The 15,143-nt window shown below is 57.6% G+C and carries 10 protein-coding genes and 2 tRNA genes; 5 read left to right on the top strand and 7 right to left on the bottom strand.

Annotated elements, in window-relative coordinates; genetic code table 11:
• Positions 1 to 159 precede the first annotated feature (159 nt).
• The 3 genes from L3069_RS14315 (at position 160) to ldtA (ending at position 4,327) form a co-directional block, all read left to right on the top strand.
• Positions 160 to 591 carry a universal stress protein gene (locus L3069_RS14315; protein ID WP_023300514.1) on the top strand — a complete coding sequence of 144 codons (432 nt, stop codon included), beginning with the start codon at positions 160 to 162 and terminating at the stop codon, positions 589 to 591.
• A 47-nt stretch (positions 592 to 638) separates the two neighbouring features.
• Positions 639 to 3,332 carry a cation-transporting P-type ATPase gene (locus L3069_RS14310; RefSeq protein ID WP_038416342.1) on the top strand — a complete coding sequence of 898 codons (2,694 nt, stop codon included), beginning with the start codon at positions 639 to 641 and terminating at the stop codon, positions 3,330 to 3,332.
• Between the two features lie 62 nt (positions 3,333 to 3,394).
• The gene (gene ldtA, locus L3069_RS14305; protein ID WP_032622405.1) at positions 3,395 to 4,327 is read left to right on the top strand and encodes a L,D-transpeptidase; all 933 of its coding nucleotides are present in this window, start codon (positions 3,395 to 3,397) and stop codon (positions 4,325 to 4,327) included.
• Positions 4,328 to 4,410: 83 nt separating this feature from the next.
• On the opposite strand, the gene L3069_RS14300 is transcribed toward ldtA, so the two are convergent.
• Positions 4,411 to 4,486: transfer RNA gene (locus L3069_RS14300), tRNA-Asn, on the bottom strand.
• Positions 4,487 to 4,806: 320 nt separating this feature from the next.
• Between L3069_RS14300 and nac the strand changes: the two genes are divergently transcribed.
• Positions 4,807 to 5,724 (top strand): nitrogen assimilation transcriptional regulator NAC, encoded by a 918-nt coding sequence (gene nac / locus L3069_RS14295; protein WP_022648585.1) that lies wholly within the window; start codon positions 4,807 to 4,809, stop codon positions 5,722 to 5,724.
• 96 nt (positions 5,725 to 5,820) lie between these two features.
• Positions 5,821 to 6,771 (top strand): HTH-type transcriptional regulator Cbl, encoded by a 951-nt coding sequence (gene cbl / locus L3069_RS14290; RefSeq protein ID WP_003859532.1) that lies wholly within the window; start codon positions 5,821 to 5,823, stop codon positions 6,769 to 6,771.
• A 99-nt stretch (positions 6,772 to 6,870) separates the two neighbouring features.
• Here cbl and L3069_RS14285 read toward each other — a convergent pair.
• From L3069_RS14285 to L3069_RS14260, 6 genes are all read right to left on the bottom strand, one after another.
• A tRNA-Asn gene (locus L3069_RS14285) sits at positions 6,871 to 6,946 on the bottom strand.
• A 167-nt stretch (positions 6,947 to 7,113) separates the two neighbouring features.
• A complete protein-coding gene (locus L3069_RS14280) occupies positions 7,114 to 9,303 on the bottom strand; it encodes a TonB-dependent siderophore receptor (RefSeq protein WP_038416341.1) in 2,190 nt (729 codons plus the stop codon).
• A 26-nt stretch (positions 9,304 to 9,329) separates the two neighbouring features.
• Entirely contained in the window at positions 9,330 to 10,655 is a 1,326-nt protein-coding gene (locus L3069_RS14275) for a lysine N(6)-hydroxylase/L-ornithine N(5)-oxygenase family protein (RefSeq protein ID WP_023306541.1), read from the bottom strand.
• Complete coding sequence (gene iucC, locus L3069_RS14270; RefSeq protein WP_038416340.1) at positions 10,652 to 12,394, bottom strand: IucA/IucC family siderophore biosynthesis protein; 1,743 nt, start codon at positions 12,392 to 12,394, stop codon at positions 10,652 to 10,654. Before iucC ends, L3069_RS14275 begins: the two co-directional genes overlap by 4 nt.
• On the bottom strand, positions 12,391 to 13,338 hold the full coding sequence (locus L3069_RS14265; RefSeq protein WP_038416339.1) for a GNAT family N-acetyltransferase: 948 nt from the start codon (positions 13,336 to 13,338) through the stop codon (positions 12,391 to 12,393). The genes iucC and L3069_RS14265 overlap by 4 nt, the downstream gene beginning before the upstream one ends.
• Positions 13,338 to 15,080: an IucA/IucC family siderophore biosynthesis protein gene (locus L3069_RS14260; protein WP_038416338.1), complete on the bottom strand. Its 1,743-nt coding sequence runs from the start codon at positions 15,078 to 15,080 to the stop codon at positions 13,338 to 13,340. The genes L3069_RS14265 and L3069_RS14260 overlap by 1 nt, the downstream gene beginning before the upstream one ends.
• Between the last annotated feature and the right edge of the window lie 63 nt (positions 15,081 to 15,143).

Below are 15,143 nucleotides of genomic sequence, written 5' to 3'. Positions count from 1 at the left end.
AGCGTATCCCCTTTGAATAACATCCTGATATTCCTGTGCTACGTTTAATAGCATCCATTCCTTTTTTCCGTAAAAGGCATTCACGCCTGTACCCATGGGTTTGATGCGATCTCTCCTGATTCACTCACTGTTGTGTTGGTTATAAAAAGGATGCTTGATATGTATAAAACGATTCTGGTGCCGGTGGATGTATACGAAACAGCGTTGTCTGATAAAGCGCTACAGCATGCCCAATTCCTGGCGCAAAGCGCATCGGGTAATGTCCATCTGCTGTACGTTATGCCAAAGTTCTCGGCGGAACTGACCCGCGGTTTTATTGCAGACGCGAGAAAGATGGATGAATATATGATTAATAATGCTAAAGAAAAACTGGCCGCGCTGGTAAAAAAAATCAGCCTGCCGGAAGCAAATGTCCATCTACATGTTCGCAGCGGGAATATACGTGATGAGGTAATCAAACTGGCGGATGAACTTAACGTCGGCGCGATTATTGTGGGGTCGCGCAATCCCAATATTCAAACCCATTTATTAGGGTCAGAGGCGGCGAGTATCGTTCGTTATGCACATGTTCCTGTTTTCGTTATTCGTTAATGACATGAAAGCAAGGTGATTTCTGAAAAGAACCCGAGGAAGGAACGATGATAACAGAAAAGCCTCACCATCCGTATTATCAACAGACCGTTGATGAAACCCTGACAAATATCCAATCCAGCCTGGACGGACTTACCAGTGCAGAAGCCACCGCCAGACTGGAAAAATACGGTGAAAATGCCTTACCGCAAAAACCGGGTAAACCTGGCTGGCTGCGCTTTCTGGCCCATTTCAACGATGTCCTTATTTACGTCCTACTGGCGGCGGCGCTGCTGAAGCTGATAATGGGACACTGGGTGGATATGTTTGTCATTCTTGGGGTGGCCATCATCAACGCCCTGATTGGACATATTCAGGAGAGCAATGCGGAGAAATCGCTGCAAAGCATTCGTAATATGCTCTCCAGCGAGGCTGTGGTCATCCGGCAGGGCAACCATGAAACTATCCCGACGACAGCGCTGGTGCCGGGAGATATCGTGGTGATACGCGCCGGGGATCGCATTCCTGCCGACCTTCGCGTAATAGAGGCGCACAACCTGCGGGTGGAAGAAGCTATTCTTACCGGCGAATCCACGGTAGTGGAGAAAAGCAGCGATGCGCTCCACGGGGAGTTGCCGTTAGGCGACCGTTACAACCTGCTTTATTCTGGCACCACCGTCAGCTCCGGCGGGGGAAAAGGGCTGGTGGTGGCGACCGGGGGGGAGACCGAACTCGGCCATATCAACCAGATGATGTCAGACATTGAAAAACACCGTACCCCGTTGATGGTGCAAATGGACAAGCTCGGCAAGACCATTTTTATCACCATTCTGGTGATGATGCTGGCGCTGTTCGTTTTCAGTCTTATCTTCCGTGATATGCCCGTTTCAGAGTTGGTGCTGTCGCTGATTAGCCTTGCGGTGGCGGCGGTGCCGGAAGGTTTACCGGCCATTATCTCTATCATCCTCTCGCTGGGCGTGCAGGCGATGGCGCGTCGCAAGGCGATTATTCGCAAGCTGCCTACCGTGGAAACGCTGGGGGCGATGACGGTGATCTGCTCGGATAAAACCGGCACCCTGACCATGAATGAGATGACGGTAAAAGCGGTGATTACCGCGGACACCACCTACCGCGTGGAGGGAGACAGCTACGAGCCGGTGGGCAATATTCACCCTGTTGACGATCCAACACCGGTAACCGTGACCCAGGGGTCTGTGCTGGAGCGCTATCTGCGCACCGTCGATCTCTGTAATGACAGCCAGCTGATCAAAGATGAGCAGGGGCTATGGAAAATCACCGGCGGGCCCACCGAAGGCGCGCTGAAGGTGCTGGCGGCAAAAATCCCGCTTCCGCCAATTGACGCCGAATTGCGCAGTAAAATCCCATTCGATTCGCAATATAAATACATGTCCACCCTTTATCGCCTGGGCGACGAAGAGGTGATGTTAATCACCGGTGCGCCGGACGTCCTTTTCCGTCTTTGCCAGCACCAGCAGACTCAAAACGGGCTGGAGCCGTTCAACCTGCACTATTGGGAAGAGAAGATTGAAGAGTATGCGCGCGAAGGATTGCGCATGGTGGCTGCGGCCTGGAAACCGGCCGCCAGCGGGCAGCGCGAGCTGACGCATGCGGATCTGCAAGAGGGGGTCATACTGCTCGGCATTGCGGGCATGATGGATCCCCCGCGCCCGGAAGCCATTTCGGCCATTGCCGACTGCTTGCAGGCGGGCATTCGCGTGAAAATGATTACCGGGGATCATCCACAAACAGCGATGAGCATTGGTCAGATGCTGGGTATTGGCAACGCGGCGAGCGCCATTACCGGGCGCGAACTGGAGGCGATGGACGACCACCAGCTGAGCGAGGCGGCGCAAAAATACGATATCTTTGCCCGAACCAGCCCGGAAGATAAATTCCGTCTGGTGCAGGCGCTGCAAAGTAAGCAGGAAGTGGTCGGGATGACCGGGGACGGCGTGAACGATGCGCCTGCGCTGAAGCGGGCGGATGTCGGCATCGCGATGGGGATCAAAGGTACTGAAGTCACCAAAGAAGCCGCCGATATGGTGTTAACGGATGATAACTTTGCCACCATTGCCCGGGCGGTCCATGAAGGGCGTCGGGTCTACGACAACCTGAAAAAGACCATTCTGTTCGTTATCCCGAGCAACATCGCCCAGGCCCTGCTGATCATTATTGCCCTGCTGGCGGGGAACCTTATCCCGTTAACACCGGTACTGATCCTGTGGATGAACATGGCAACCTCGGCAACGCTGTCGTTTGGTCTGGCGTTTGAAGCGGGTGAGAAGGACATCATGAACCGGCCGCCGCGTAAGTCTAACCTGCACGTGATGGACGGTTACGCCATCTGGCGTGTGGTGTTTGTCGGCCTGATGATTGCCATCAGCGCCTTTGTGCTGGAGGCCTGGCTGCAACCGCGCGGTTACTCGGCGGAGTTCATCCGCACCGTGTTGCTGCAAACGCTGGTCACTGCCCAGTGGTTTTACATGCTCAACTGCCGCGTCACCGACGGCTTCTCCCTGAGTAAAGGTCTGCTGGCTAACAAGGGCATATGGATCGTGAGCGGCGTACTTCTGGCCCTTCAGCTTCTGATCGTCTATGCGCCGTTTATGCAGATGTTGTTCGGTACCGAAGCGCTGCCGTTCCGCTACTGGATCATTACCTTCCTGATCGGGTTCGCAATGTTCATGATTGTGGAAGCGGAAAAAGTCCTTACCCGGAGATGGCGCACGACGAAAGGTTAACTGAATGAGTAGGCTAAGCCTGCCCACCGGCAGGCTTTCTCTTTGACCGAGTACAGAACACTATGATTCGATTTGCCGCGTTTGTTTTTACGCTTTGTATACTGGTTCCCGCTGCATCTGCTGTAACCTACCCACTCCCACCCGAGGGGAGCCGCCTGGTGGGAGCGCCGATAACTGTCACCGTACCTGAAGGCAATACCCTGCCGCTCGAAGCGTTTGCAGCGCAGCACGGGCAAGGGTTAAGCAATATGCTGGAAGCTAACCCGGGGGTAGATCCGTTTTTACCACGTGCCGGTACAGCGCTGGTGGTGCCGCAGCAGCTTATTCTGCCGCCAACCGTGCGTGAAGGGATTGTGGTGAACGTCGCGGAAATGCGTCTTTACTATTATCCACCCGGCAGCAACACGGTTGAGGTGCTGCCTATTGGCATTGGTCAGGCCGGGCGCGAAACGCCGCGTAACTGGGTAACCGCCGTTGAGCGCAAACAGGAAGGCCCAACCTGGTCACCCACGCCAAATACGCGACGTGCTTACGCGAAGGAGGGGAAAACGTTGCCCGCGTTCGTGCCCGCCGGGCCGGATAACCCGATGGGGCTGTATGCCCTTTATATCGGCAGGCTGTACGCGATCCACGGTACTAACTCAAATTTCGGCATTGGCCTGCGCGTCAGCCAGGGCTGCATTCGCCTGCGTAATAACGATATCAAATACCTGTTCGATAACGTTTCGGTGGGGACGCGGGTACAGCTTATCGATCAGCCCGTAAAAATGACCACCGAGCCGGATGGTAGCCGCTGGCTAGAGGTTCACGAGCCGCTTTCACGCAATCGCGCGGAATTTGAATCAACCCGAAAAGTGCCGCTGCCCATTTCGGCCGCGCAAAGGACGCAGCTGATAAGTGAAGGGGCGGGCACTGAGCTGGAACGGCGGTCGGGGATGCCGGTGAGGCTTGCAATGCCCGGTGGCGTTGCGCTTACCGGGCCTACAGGACCGTAGGTCGGATAAGCGGAGCGCCACCCGACAAACTTACCAAACGCAGAAAAGCAAAAAGCCTGCTTTAAAAGCAGGCTTTTCAAATTTGGCTCCTCTGACTGGACTCGAACCAGTGACATACGGATTAACAGTCCGCCGTTCTACCGACTGAACTACAGAGGAATCGTGTGAACGGGGCGCATATTATCGACCTGCGTACGCCTTGTCAAAGGATGGATCGCCGACTTTAGACTGCTTGCTGACAAAAACAGCAAACTGACGTTTTTGCCAACGGAATGCACCATTATTGTGCAGATATACCCCGAATGGGGCAGATCGGAATCCGTTGTCACTGTCTGAAAACAGGCACCAGCGATTGGCTTTCCTTATTTTCAGCCGCTTAGCAAAGATATTTATTCGCTGCCAAAACCTGGCATCCATATTGCAAAACCTGTTTAACAACACAGCCGTTACCGGCACGCTATTTTCGAACAGGGGGCAACATGAACTTAAGACGACTGAAATACTTCGTAAAAATCGTCGATATCGGCAGCCTGACCCAGGCGGCTGAAGTGCTGCATATCGCGCAGCCTGCGCTGAGCCAGCAGGTCGCGACTCTGGAAGGCGAAATGGACCAGCAACTGTTGATCCGCACCAAGCGCGGCGTAACGCCTACCGAAGCGGGAAAAATTTTATATACCCATGCCCGTACGATCCTGCGTCAGTGCGAACAGGCGCAGCTGGCCGTGCACAACGTGGGTCAGACCCTCAGCGGGAATGTCTCCATCGGCCTGGCGCCAGGAACGGCCGCATCGTCGGTAACCATGCCGCTGCTTCAGGCGGTGCGCGCGGAGCTACCAGAAGTGCTGGTTTATCTGCATGAGAACAGTGGTTCCGTGCTCAATGACAAACTGCTCAACGGTCAGCTGGATATGGCGGTGCTGTACGATCGCTCACCGGTTGCCGGGATTACCAGCCAGCCGCTGCTTAAGGAAGATCTTTATCTGGTCGGGACCCGTGATTGCCCCGGCCAGAGCATTGATTTAACCGCCGTGGCAGAGATGAACCTGTTCCTGCCGCGCGACTACAGCGCCGTGCGTGTTCGCGTTGACGAAGCGTTCTCGCTGCGCCGTCTGACGGCGAAGATTATCGGTGAGATTGATTCCATCTCCACGCTGACTGCCGCCATTGCCAGCGGCATGGGGGTAACGGTACTGCCCGAGTCTGCCGCACGTTCACTGTGCAGCGCGGCGAATGGCTGGATGGCCCGCATCACCACGCCATCCATGAGCTTACCGCTGTCGTTGAATATGTCCGCGCGCGGCTCCCTGTCACCGCAGGCGCAGGCGGTGAAAGAGATCCTGATGTCTCTGGTCAGTAAGCCGTCGCTGGAAAATCGCGAGCTGCAACTGGTCAGCTGATATTCCAAATAAGCATAAGATGCTGGTTTTTATTATTTGTTCTTCAGCCCGGCTGACTCTAACAATAGCCTTATGTCAGATGCGCCGGAGTGAATCGTGAATTTCCAGCAACTTAAAATTATTCGTGAGGCGGCCAGGCGGGATTACAACCTGACCGAGGTCGCCAACATGCTTTACACCTCTCAGTCGGGTGTCAGCCGACATATCCGCGAGCTTGAGGAGGAGTTAGGCATTGAGATTTTTATCCGTCGCGGCAAGCGCCTGCTGGGCATGACGGAGCCAGGCAAGGCATTGCTGACCATCGCTGAGCGCATTCTCAACGAGGCCAGCAACGTTCGTCGGCTGGCAGATCTCTTTACCAACGACGCGTCAGGTGTGCTGACAATCGCCACCACCCATACGCAGGCGCGCTACAGTCTTCCGACCGTTATCAAAGCATTTCGTGAGATCTTCCCGGACGTACGTCTGGAACTGATCCAGGGCACGCCGCAGGAAATCGAAGTGCTGCTGCATAACGGTGGGGCAGATATTGGTATCGCCAGTGAACGGCTGAGCAACGACCCGCTGCTGGTGGCGTTCCCGTGGTTCCGCTGGCATCACAGCCTGCTGTTACCCGCCGATCACCCCCTAAATCAGGTTTCGCCGTTGACGCTGGAAGAGATCGTCAAATGGCCGCTGATTACCTACCGGCAGGGCATTACCGGACGCTCGCGCATTGATGAAGCGTTCAAGCGTAAAGGGCTCACACCGGACGTGGTGCTGAGCGCGCAGGATTCCGACGTGATCAAAACCTACGTCGAGTTAGGGCTGGGGATTGGCCTGGTGGCCGAGCAGTCTGGCGGAGAATATGAAGCCGGAAATCTGGTGCGCCTGGATACGCGTCATCTTTTCGACGCGAATACCGTCTGGCTGGGGCTAAAGCGCGGGCAGCTTCAGCGCAACTACGTGTGGCGATTTATCGAGTTGTGCAATGCAGGGCTGTCCGTGGATGAGATCAAACGCCAGGTGATGGAGCCGGAAGAGGTGGCGATTGATTATCAGATTTAGTCGCTAATCAGTAGGCCGGGTAAGGCGCAGCCGCCACCCGGCAAATTTACCGAACCCACAAAAGCAAAAAGCCTGCTTTAAAAGCAGGCTTTTTAAATTTGGCTCCTCTGACTGGACTCGAACCAGTGACATACGGATTAACAGTCCGCCGTTCTACCGACTGAACTACAGAGGAATCGTGTGAACGAGGCGCATATTATCGACCTGCGTGCGCCTTGTCAAAGGGGAAAACACCGTTTTTGTTCGTTTGCCGACAATTTCAGCAAACCGATGATTTAATAGCAAATTTGCTTTCAAATTGCACAGCAAATCGCGCCGCCCGCAGACAGGCGGCGCGCAGGATCAGAACAGAACGGAGTAGTTCAGACCAAACGTACGTCCACGGCCTTTATAAGTATAAAGACCCGGTGCACCGTAGGTTGGACTATACAGCCCCGGAGCGCGCTGGCCCCAGGCGGTGGTGTAGTCTTTGTCCAGCAGGTTCTCCACGCTGAAGCTGACTTTGCCCACCGGCAGGGCGTAGCTACCCAGGAAATCAACGGTGTTATAGCCATCAATCTTCTTACCGTCGGCGTCAGACACGTCGAAGGTTTGTGTGCTCTGCACGCGCAGGGCCCAGTCGCCCGGCGCCCAGTTCACCCATGCGCTGGCTTTCGACGGGCTGGCGCTGTCGACCGTCAGCTTCTCCCATTTCCCGTTTTCACGCGTTTCGGACTTGATGGCGTTAAAGTTCGCCCCGGTGCTCCAGTCGCTGTCGGTGAAGAAATAATCCACCTGGCCTTCAATCCCATAGATACGACGTTTGTCGTCTTCCAGGTTGATGGTCATGTCGCTCTTGTTGATGGTGATGGTTTTATCCGAGAGCGAGTAGTAGGCCGCCACCTGGGTACGCAGGTTATCGCCGGTGAAGCGCCAGCCCAGCTCGTAAGCATTGACCTTAATACCGTCCAGCGTTGAGTCGTTCACGTTCACGCTGTTTTGCAGGCGATAGTGACCATCGACCAGCTGATAGGTGCCGGAGCCGTAGTACTTCGCCAGGTCCGGAATTTCGAAGCCCTGGGAGAAGTTAAACCACAGCTGTTGCTGTTCGGTCAGACGTCCAAGGATCCCGGCGTTAAACAGGAAGTTGTTGTAGTCGGTTTTCCCGCCCGGCACCGCGTCAGCGGAGGTGGCTTTGCCCGTGGCGATTGCCTGCTGCTGGGCGTAACCGACAAAATCGTCCACCTTGTTTTCGGTGTACTGGTAGCGCACGCCGCCGCTCAGGGTGATAGCGTCAATGTCATAGCTGGCTTGCAGGAACGGCGCGAGGTTGGTAATGCTGTATCCCGGGTAACGGCCCACGTTGTAGGCGTTGTCCAGCTCCATGCCGCCGCTCGCCGCCGCTTTGCTTAAGTCGAAGAACTGCTGGTTGGCGTCGAACGTTTCGTGATCGGCATCCACACCCCAGGTGAGGGTCAGGTCATCCATCGGCTTGCTGTTCAGCGTCAGCTTGCCGCCGTAAAAATCGGTTTTCTGCTGGGACGCGCCAATGCTGGTCACCGCGCCTTTGCTCAGCGTCGGGAACGGGTAGTAGGTCAGGCTCTCATCACGGTAGTAAATCTGCGCAACCAGATCCTGCCCCCAGAAGTCGGTGTTCGAGTACTGCAGGTTGATCAGGTGACGCTCTGTGCCCGGGATACGGTCAGAGTTCAGGTTGTCTTTGTTATAGGCTTTGGCATCGCCCGTGACCGCAGCGAAATTCTCTCCGAGGAACAGGCCGTGCTTGCCGTCGGATTCGCTCTTGTAGTACTGGGTGGTTAACTGGAGCTGCTGATGATCGTCGATGTTAATGGTGCCCGTTCCCATCACGTCGATACGGTCGGAATACTGTAAGCCGGTCTGGGTGTTATCGATAATCACCTCGTCGCCGTTGCCGTCATACCAGCCGCCGTAGCGCTGATAGGAGACCGACAGACGTCCAGAGGCGTTGTCGTTGCCGCCGCTCACGGCTGCTGAGACGTTCTCATCATGGTCGTTATGGCTGTTAAACCCGCTTTTTGCCCCGGTCTGGAACTCCACTTCGGTCTCCGGCTGGCCTTTTTTGGTGACGATGTTCACCAGACCGCCGGTACTGCCGCCGCCGTACAGCGAGGTGGCGCCGGAAATGACTTCGATACGGTCAATGTTGAACGGATCGATAGAGTCGAGCTGGCGGCTGTCGCTGCGGGACGAGTTCAGACGCACGCCGTCCACCATCACCATCATCGAGCGACCGCGCAGGTTCATGCCGTAGTTGGTACGTCCCTGGCTGCTGACGTCCATGCCGGGGATCAGCTGGGCCAGCACCTCTTTAATCTCTTTCCCGCCCTGAACCTGCTGCTCAATTTCCGCCCGCTCTATAACCCAGGTGGTTTGCGCCATCTCTGCCACGCTGCGATGTGCCCGGCTGGCAGAAACCACAATATCTTCTTCCTTTTGTTCTTCCGCCCACGCAGAGGTAGAAAGCATGGCAAGCAAGCACGGATTTAAAACCCAAAGATGAGAACGTTTCATTGTTATGTTGATCCTGAATGTGTGTGTCAGTACTCGGTGGTCTTCATTAATGATTTAAAAACCTGGCTGCTCTCCGGGCTGGTGGTGCTCCGCCAGTGGATCACGCCGGGGGTGGTTGCCAGTTCAAACGGCTCGTCATCGTGAGCGCGATTCAGAATTCGCGCCGCGCGCCAGGCCATCAGGCTGAGCTGGGGTTCGGCAATACCGAGACGGTGCATCCCGGCATTGACGGCAAACAGGCGGTTGCTCTGCGGGCCGTCCCATTCAAGGGTAAAATCGTTGTTGATGCAGAAGGCTTCATCCTCATCCAGACGCAGTCGGGAAGAGAGCGGGGCGAGAAACGCGGGCTGCACGGCGCGGTAGCCAGTGGCGAAAATCACCACATCGCTCTCCAGCTGTTCGCGCCCGCCGTCCAGGTGATGCTGGATGCTGAGGCGCTGCCCGTTCTCCTGGCGCGTCAGCGCCGTCACCGAGCGGGACGGCATCAGGTGCGCCCAGGGTTTTTCCCGCAGCACTTCGAAGCGGTGATACATGGCACGATAGATGGCCAGCAGCGACTCCGTGGTGATCCCGTCGGAGGTCATCTTCTGCTCCTGCAACATCTGGCGACGGGCGTCGTCACCGAGGGTGGAGAAGCTGTCCACATACTCCGGCGTGAAATACTCGTTAGCAAACGCGGCTTCATCCAGCGCGTTGTAGTTGTTGCGACGCGAGATCCAGTTGAGGCTCAGCGGCTGGCCCCATTCCCCACGGAAGATATTCAAAAACAGATCCGCACCGCTCTGGCCGCCGCCGACGACGGTGACGCGCTTGCCCGCTAAATCCGGCGTGCGCAGCATCATTTCGCTGGCGTGGAAGCAGGTGTCGTCCTGCGCGGTGACGCAGTCTGGCAGATTGATCTGCTTCCCAATCCCCACGCAGACGTGGCGCGCCAGGAAGCGATCCCGCTGGGTCACGACCTCAAACAGACCGTTTTGCTCATCAAAGCTGACCTGCTGCACCTGCTGGCTGAAGGCCAGATTAGTCAGGTTATCCGCCGCCCAGCACAGGTAGTCGGCAAACTCCTCGCGCGAGACGGTGCGCTGCTCGGTAGTGAGGAAACGGTAGAACTTTTTGCGCTGTACCAGGTAGTTCAGGAAGCTGTGGCGGTTGGTTGGCTCCACGGCGCTGACCAGATCCTTAAGGAAGCTGGTCTGCATGTGGCAGTCCGGTACCATCATTCCCGGGTGCCAGGAGAAGTGCGGCTTGCGTTCAAGAAACAGCGAGCTAAAACCGTCCAGCCCCTCTGCTAGCGCGGCAATACTGAGGTTGAACGGACCGATACCAATGCCGATGAAATCATAGGTTTTCATTGCGCTGACTCCTGGGAGACCAGAAAAAGAGGGTTATCAAGATCGCAGACGTAGTTCGGCAGCATGCGGCTGCCGCCGTCGTGTTCAGAGAAGGTCAGTTTGACCGGGTTGAGGATCACGCGAATAATCTGCGGCTTAAACAGGTCGAACTTCGCGAAGCGCGCCGCAAGATCCGGATGGGCGGCCATATAGCGACGTAACACCTGCGCCAGGATCTGATAGAAGCGGGTTTCGCTCACGCCGCATTGCAGAGTGAGACGGGAAATAAAGCGCAGCACCGTGACAAAGTTGCCGGTTTGCAGGTCGTGGATGATGTAATCCGCACTGAGGCGTGCGGTGACGGCTTTTACCTGCTCCGGCAGGCTCTGCGCCTGCGGGAAATCCTCGTCCACCAGGCGCATGTCGCCCTGGAAATCCTTCAGCAGAATGCGCTGTGGGACGTAATCTTTCATCACCAGCGTGACGTTCTGGCCGTGGGCGATGAGCGCCACCCCGTAGCGGCAGAGCAGGTGATAGAAGGGGATCACCGTCGCCTCAAACAGCTTTTCCAGCCATGCGTCTGCGGTTAACCCCGAGCGTTTGATCCATGCGTCAATCAGCGGGCGCCCGTCGTTATCGGTTTCCATCAGCGCGGCCATCAGCACCGCCTGTTCGCCATCCTGTAAATAGCAGGATGGGTTCTCGCGCCAGATCACCCCCAGCATCTCCTGATAGCGGTACGGCGCCTCAGGCAATGCGGCATAACCCGGATGCGACAGATATCCGGCTGCGGGTTCGCCAAGCACCTGCGCCCCGGAGTGAATCAGCGTGGCATCGCTGGCGAACTGCTGCTGTAGCCAGCGCGAGGCCAGCGGACCGGCGGCAATATACTTGCCCGGAATACCGCGGTAGCAGGAAGTGTTGTAGATGGTCAGCGGCAGCTTGATGTCATAGGGCGCGCGACGTCTGGCGTTGGTCAGCGTGCGCAGGGACTGCTGCGCCAGATACTCATCGCCGAACTCTCCCAGCTCCACCATCTCACCGCGCGCGAGCTGTGCCAGGAAATGAATGGCAATTTTTTGCTGCCACTGCCACGGATGCAGCGGCACCGGCAGCCAGCTGTCGTCCAGATCCAGTTCCTGCCAGCGGGCGTCGAATCGGTTGCGCTCGGCATCGTCCATGGCGCTGGCGAGCAGGGTGTTGATATCGCAATCGGCGTCACTGCTCCAGACCAGACGATCGCGTTGCACGGCGACCCAGTACAGACGAAAACGCCCGCGATATTCCGGCGCGTAAAGGCGCAGGGCATCCAGCCCCCAGCCGCGGCGTCCCTTGTTGAAAATAAACTTCGGGTGACCGCGCATCAGGCACTGTAGTTCGTCCGGGTCGAGGTGGATCAGCGCATCGGCATCCAGCGTGTCACGCGCCTGCAACAGCTGCATGTCGCCCCGCAGCGTGGCGTAGAGATCTTCCATGTGCTCCGCCGTTTGCGCGTCGCTCATCTCCAGCACGGTGGCCAGTTGCAGCAGCGCGTTTTCCGCTTCGACCGCCGCGCCGCTGGCGGTGGTCAGGGTATCAGGGTCAATATGCAGCCAGCCCCAGATCCCACGCGTGGCGCTAAACTGCCAGGTCGCGTTGCCCATACTGATGCGCCAGTAGTCCGCCGAAACCGGCTCGGCGCGCAGGGTGCGTTCATATTCCAGTTCAGCGAGGATCTTCGCCACCATCTCGCGGTTCACTTTCTGCCAGAGCGCGTTCACAGTTCCACCTCATGGAAGAAGCGGTGCCGCTCGCTCATGATGAGACGGGAGCGTTTGTGCGGGAAGTCGAACTCTTTCACCGTGTCAAAACCGGCGGGCGCCAGATGGCGGAACAGACGCTGGTTGTCGAAGCGCGGTTCCGCCACAATGCGCGCCGTACGCGGTTCATCGAGATACAGATAGTGGCTGAGGCCACGCAGCCAGCTGCGGATATACTGCGCCCCGCGCCAGTTCTCTTCGCCCACCAGCATATGTAGCCCGCGGTCAAACGGCTGCCAGCGGTAGTGGCGGCCAATGCGGTCTTCCGCCGCCCAGTAGAGTTCAAAATAGCCGAACGGCTGGTCGTCAAAACAGCCGATCACCGGGTAACAATAGGTCGAGTCGAGCTGACGGCGCAGGTAGTTTTCCTGCTCGGCCTGCGGGCCCGCCATCTCCCAGAAGGCGTTCACGCGTGGGGTGTTCATCCAGCGGGTAAAACGCTCGCCGTCCAGCGCCACGTCCGCCACGCGGAAGCTCAGGGTGCGCTTAATCTGCGGATCGTAACGGCGATACACTTCGCCCTGCGGACGATGAGGGCGCAGCGGGAAGTACAGCTGACGGCTTTCATCAAACTGCATTCCGCCGCTCGCCTGCGGACGTTCGCCTTTCAGCCACAGCGGCAGCTGCCAGAATATTTCGCGCGCCAGATAATCCCCGTTTGCGAGGCTAAACAGCGCCTGCGCCTGAGGTTCATCCTGCCAGGCGGCCCACGGCAGGGTAATGCCGGTCAGGGCGGGGGAGGCTACAAACAGCTGGTCGAGGGCGTCCACCAGCCAGCCGTCCGGGAGCCCGGCCAGACGCGCAAGGACCGCGCTGCCGTCAAGACCCAGCGTCAGCGGCAGGTTTTGTTCCATGGCCGTACAGCGAAAGCCGTAGCCGGAATGGACGATGTTCGCGTTTGCCATCACGCCTTCTCCTTATAAAACGGGTTGCTAAAGTCGAAATAGATCACCGCCGGATCGACGATGGTGTTTTCGTTGCGATCGTGCAGGTAGCAGAAGAAGTTGCCTTTGCAGTTCCAGGTCGGGCTGTCGAGCACATAATCAAGGCAGCGGGTCTGCTTCGCCGTCATGCGCAGTTTGGCCAGCGCGTCACGCACGCGGGGCATCAGGTTCTCTTCGCTGTCGAAGCCGGCAGCGGCGAGCGCGGCGGTGACGGCAAGGGTAGAGTTCAGCAGCAGGTAATAAGGGAAGTAGCGCAGCAGCTGGCTCTCACCGAAGCGGTTTTCCACCTCGGTTTCGCCTGCCTCTTTCAGCCACGCGTCGGCCCCTTCGGTCCAGGCGCTGCCCTGACAATCGCGGTAGATCAGCCCAACGGGGAAATCCTGCTGCATCTCAACGAGGATATTTTGCTGGTGGGCCAGCAGGACCAGACCGTAGTCCGCCTCGGCGCTGAACAGCGGAAGCAATACACGGTCGCAGTAGGCGTCCAGCCAGCAGCGGGCGGCCTGGGCGAGCGGGAGATCCAGACGCTGGCTCAGACGGCGCACCGCTGCCGCCAGCAGGCTGTCGCCGCCGTCCGGTGCCGCCTGGGTCAGGCTCACCAGCACGTTGGTTTGGGTATCTGGCGTATCAAACAGCAGGTTGACGCGCAGGGCCATCAGGCTCTCTTCCTGAATGACGCCGCTTTCATCGCGCAGTCCGGCCCAGCCGTCTTCCTGCATCACGCGCATGGTCGGGTAGCGCGCCTGGAGTTCCTGCCAGCGTGCCGTTTTCGCCAGCCGCGCCAGGCGCATGCCGCGCTTAACTTCTTTGACCGACAGCGTGCGCACGGAGTTGGTCAGCCGCACGCTGAGGGAAAACTTAATCATGTCGCTATTGGTTTCGCTGTACAGCGAGCGGGAAGAGCTGGTAGGCAGCCACTGTGCGCCCGCCTCGCCAAGATCCCGCAGGGCGCCTTTTTCAACCAGACGCTGGCACCACGGCTGCTCCAGCAAATAGGCAGCCTGCCACGGATGCATCGGCAGCAGCCAGCGGGTGTCGGTGAAGTGGCCGAGAAGATCCGGCGCACTCTGGGCCGCGAAGCGCAGCAGACGTTCACGCAGGGAGACGTTCAGACTGTCCCCGGCAATCAGTTCATGCTCAACCGCAAACCAGCGCAGCGGGAAGCGCGAGGCGAAATCCGGCAGATAGCGGCGCGCCTCGGCCTCGTTAAACGGCTCGTGCGATTTTGGGGCAGGATGAAAAGCATGGCCGACCAGCAGCGCCTGTTCCGCTTCGGCAAAGGTCAGCGGCTTATCGCGCAGGTTTGCCCAGTTGTGGCGTAAATCAATGGCCTGCCAGGTGTGCGTATGGCTCTCCAGGACGCGCTGCTTAAAGCGGGCCAGCGTATCGGCGTCCAGAGCGCCTTTTACTGTCTCTTTTTCAAGAATGAAATCAATCAGTTGATGGAATGTGACCGTGTCACCGCCGTCGCTGTCGGCCTGAATCAGCGTGGCCGGGAAACAATACTGGTGATGCTGCGTGGGGGAGAAATAGCGTACCGGAACCCGGATGGCCTGGGTTGGGGAGAGCGGGATATGTATCTGCGATAACTCATCCGCACGGGTTGCGGGAAGATAGCGCCAGTCCTTCGTTTCGCGCAGCAGCGCGTTCAAAAAACACTGGGCCGCAACATCTGTACCGGCGGAGCGGGGCAGAGCACGCATAGATGTACCTCATTCCATTACTGATAATAATTCTCGTTATGATATTCATTCTGTTTACAGCCG

This window comes from Enterobacter cloacae complex sp. ECL411 (genome assembly GCF_021869665.1).
Classification (GTDB): domain Bacteria; phylum Pseudomonadota; class Gammaproteobacteria; order Enterobacterales; family Enterobacteriaceae; genus Enterobacter; species Enterobacter intestinihominis.
The sequence above is the reverse complement of the archived record's forward strand: the minus strand, read 5'-3'. Positions and strand labels throughout refer to the sequence as shown.

Excerpts from the sequence above, each read along its gene's own strand:
- L3069_RS14315 (WP_023300514.1), top strand. The coding sequence starts at position 160 with ATGTATAAAACGATTCTGGTGCCGGTGGATGTATACGAAACAGCGTTG.
- L3069_RS14310 (WP_038416342.1), top strand. The coding sequence starts at position 639 with ATGATAACAGAAAAGCCTCACCATCCGTATTATCAACAGACCGTTGAT.
- ldtA (WP_032622405.1), top strand. The coding sequence starts at position 3,395 with ATGATTCGATTTGCCGCGTTTGTTTTTACGCTTTGTATACTGGTTCCC.
- nac (WP_022648585.1), top strand. The coding sequence starts at position 4,807 with ATGAACTTAAGACGACTGAAATACTTCGTAAAAATCGTCGATATCGGC.
- L3069_RS14280 (WP_038416341.1), bottom strand. The coding sequence starts at position 9,303 with ATGAAACGTTCTCATCTTTGGGTTTTAAATCCGTGCTTGCTTGCCATG.
- L3069_RS14275 (WP_023306541.1), bottom strand. The coding sequence starts at position 10,655 with ATGAAAACCTATGATTTCATCGGCATTGGTATCGGTCCGTTCAACCTC.
- L3069_RS14265 (WP_038416339.1), bottom strand. The coding sequence starts at position 13,338 with ATGGCAAACGCGAACATCGTCCATTCCGGCTACGGCTTTCGCTGTACG.
- L3069_RS14260 (WP_038416338.1), bottom strand. The coding sequence starts at position 15,080 with ATGCGTGCTCTGCCCCGCTCCGCCGGTACAGATGTTGCGGCCCAGTGT.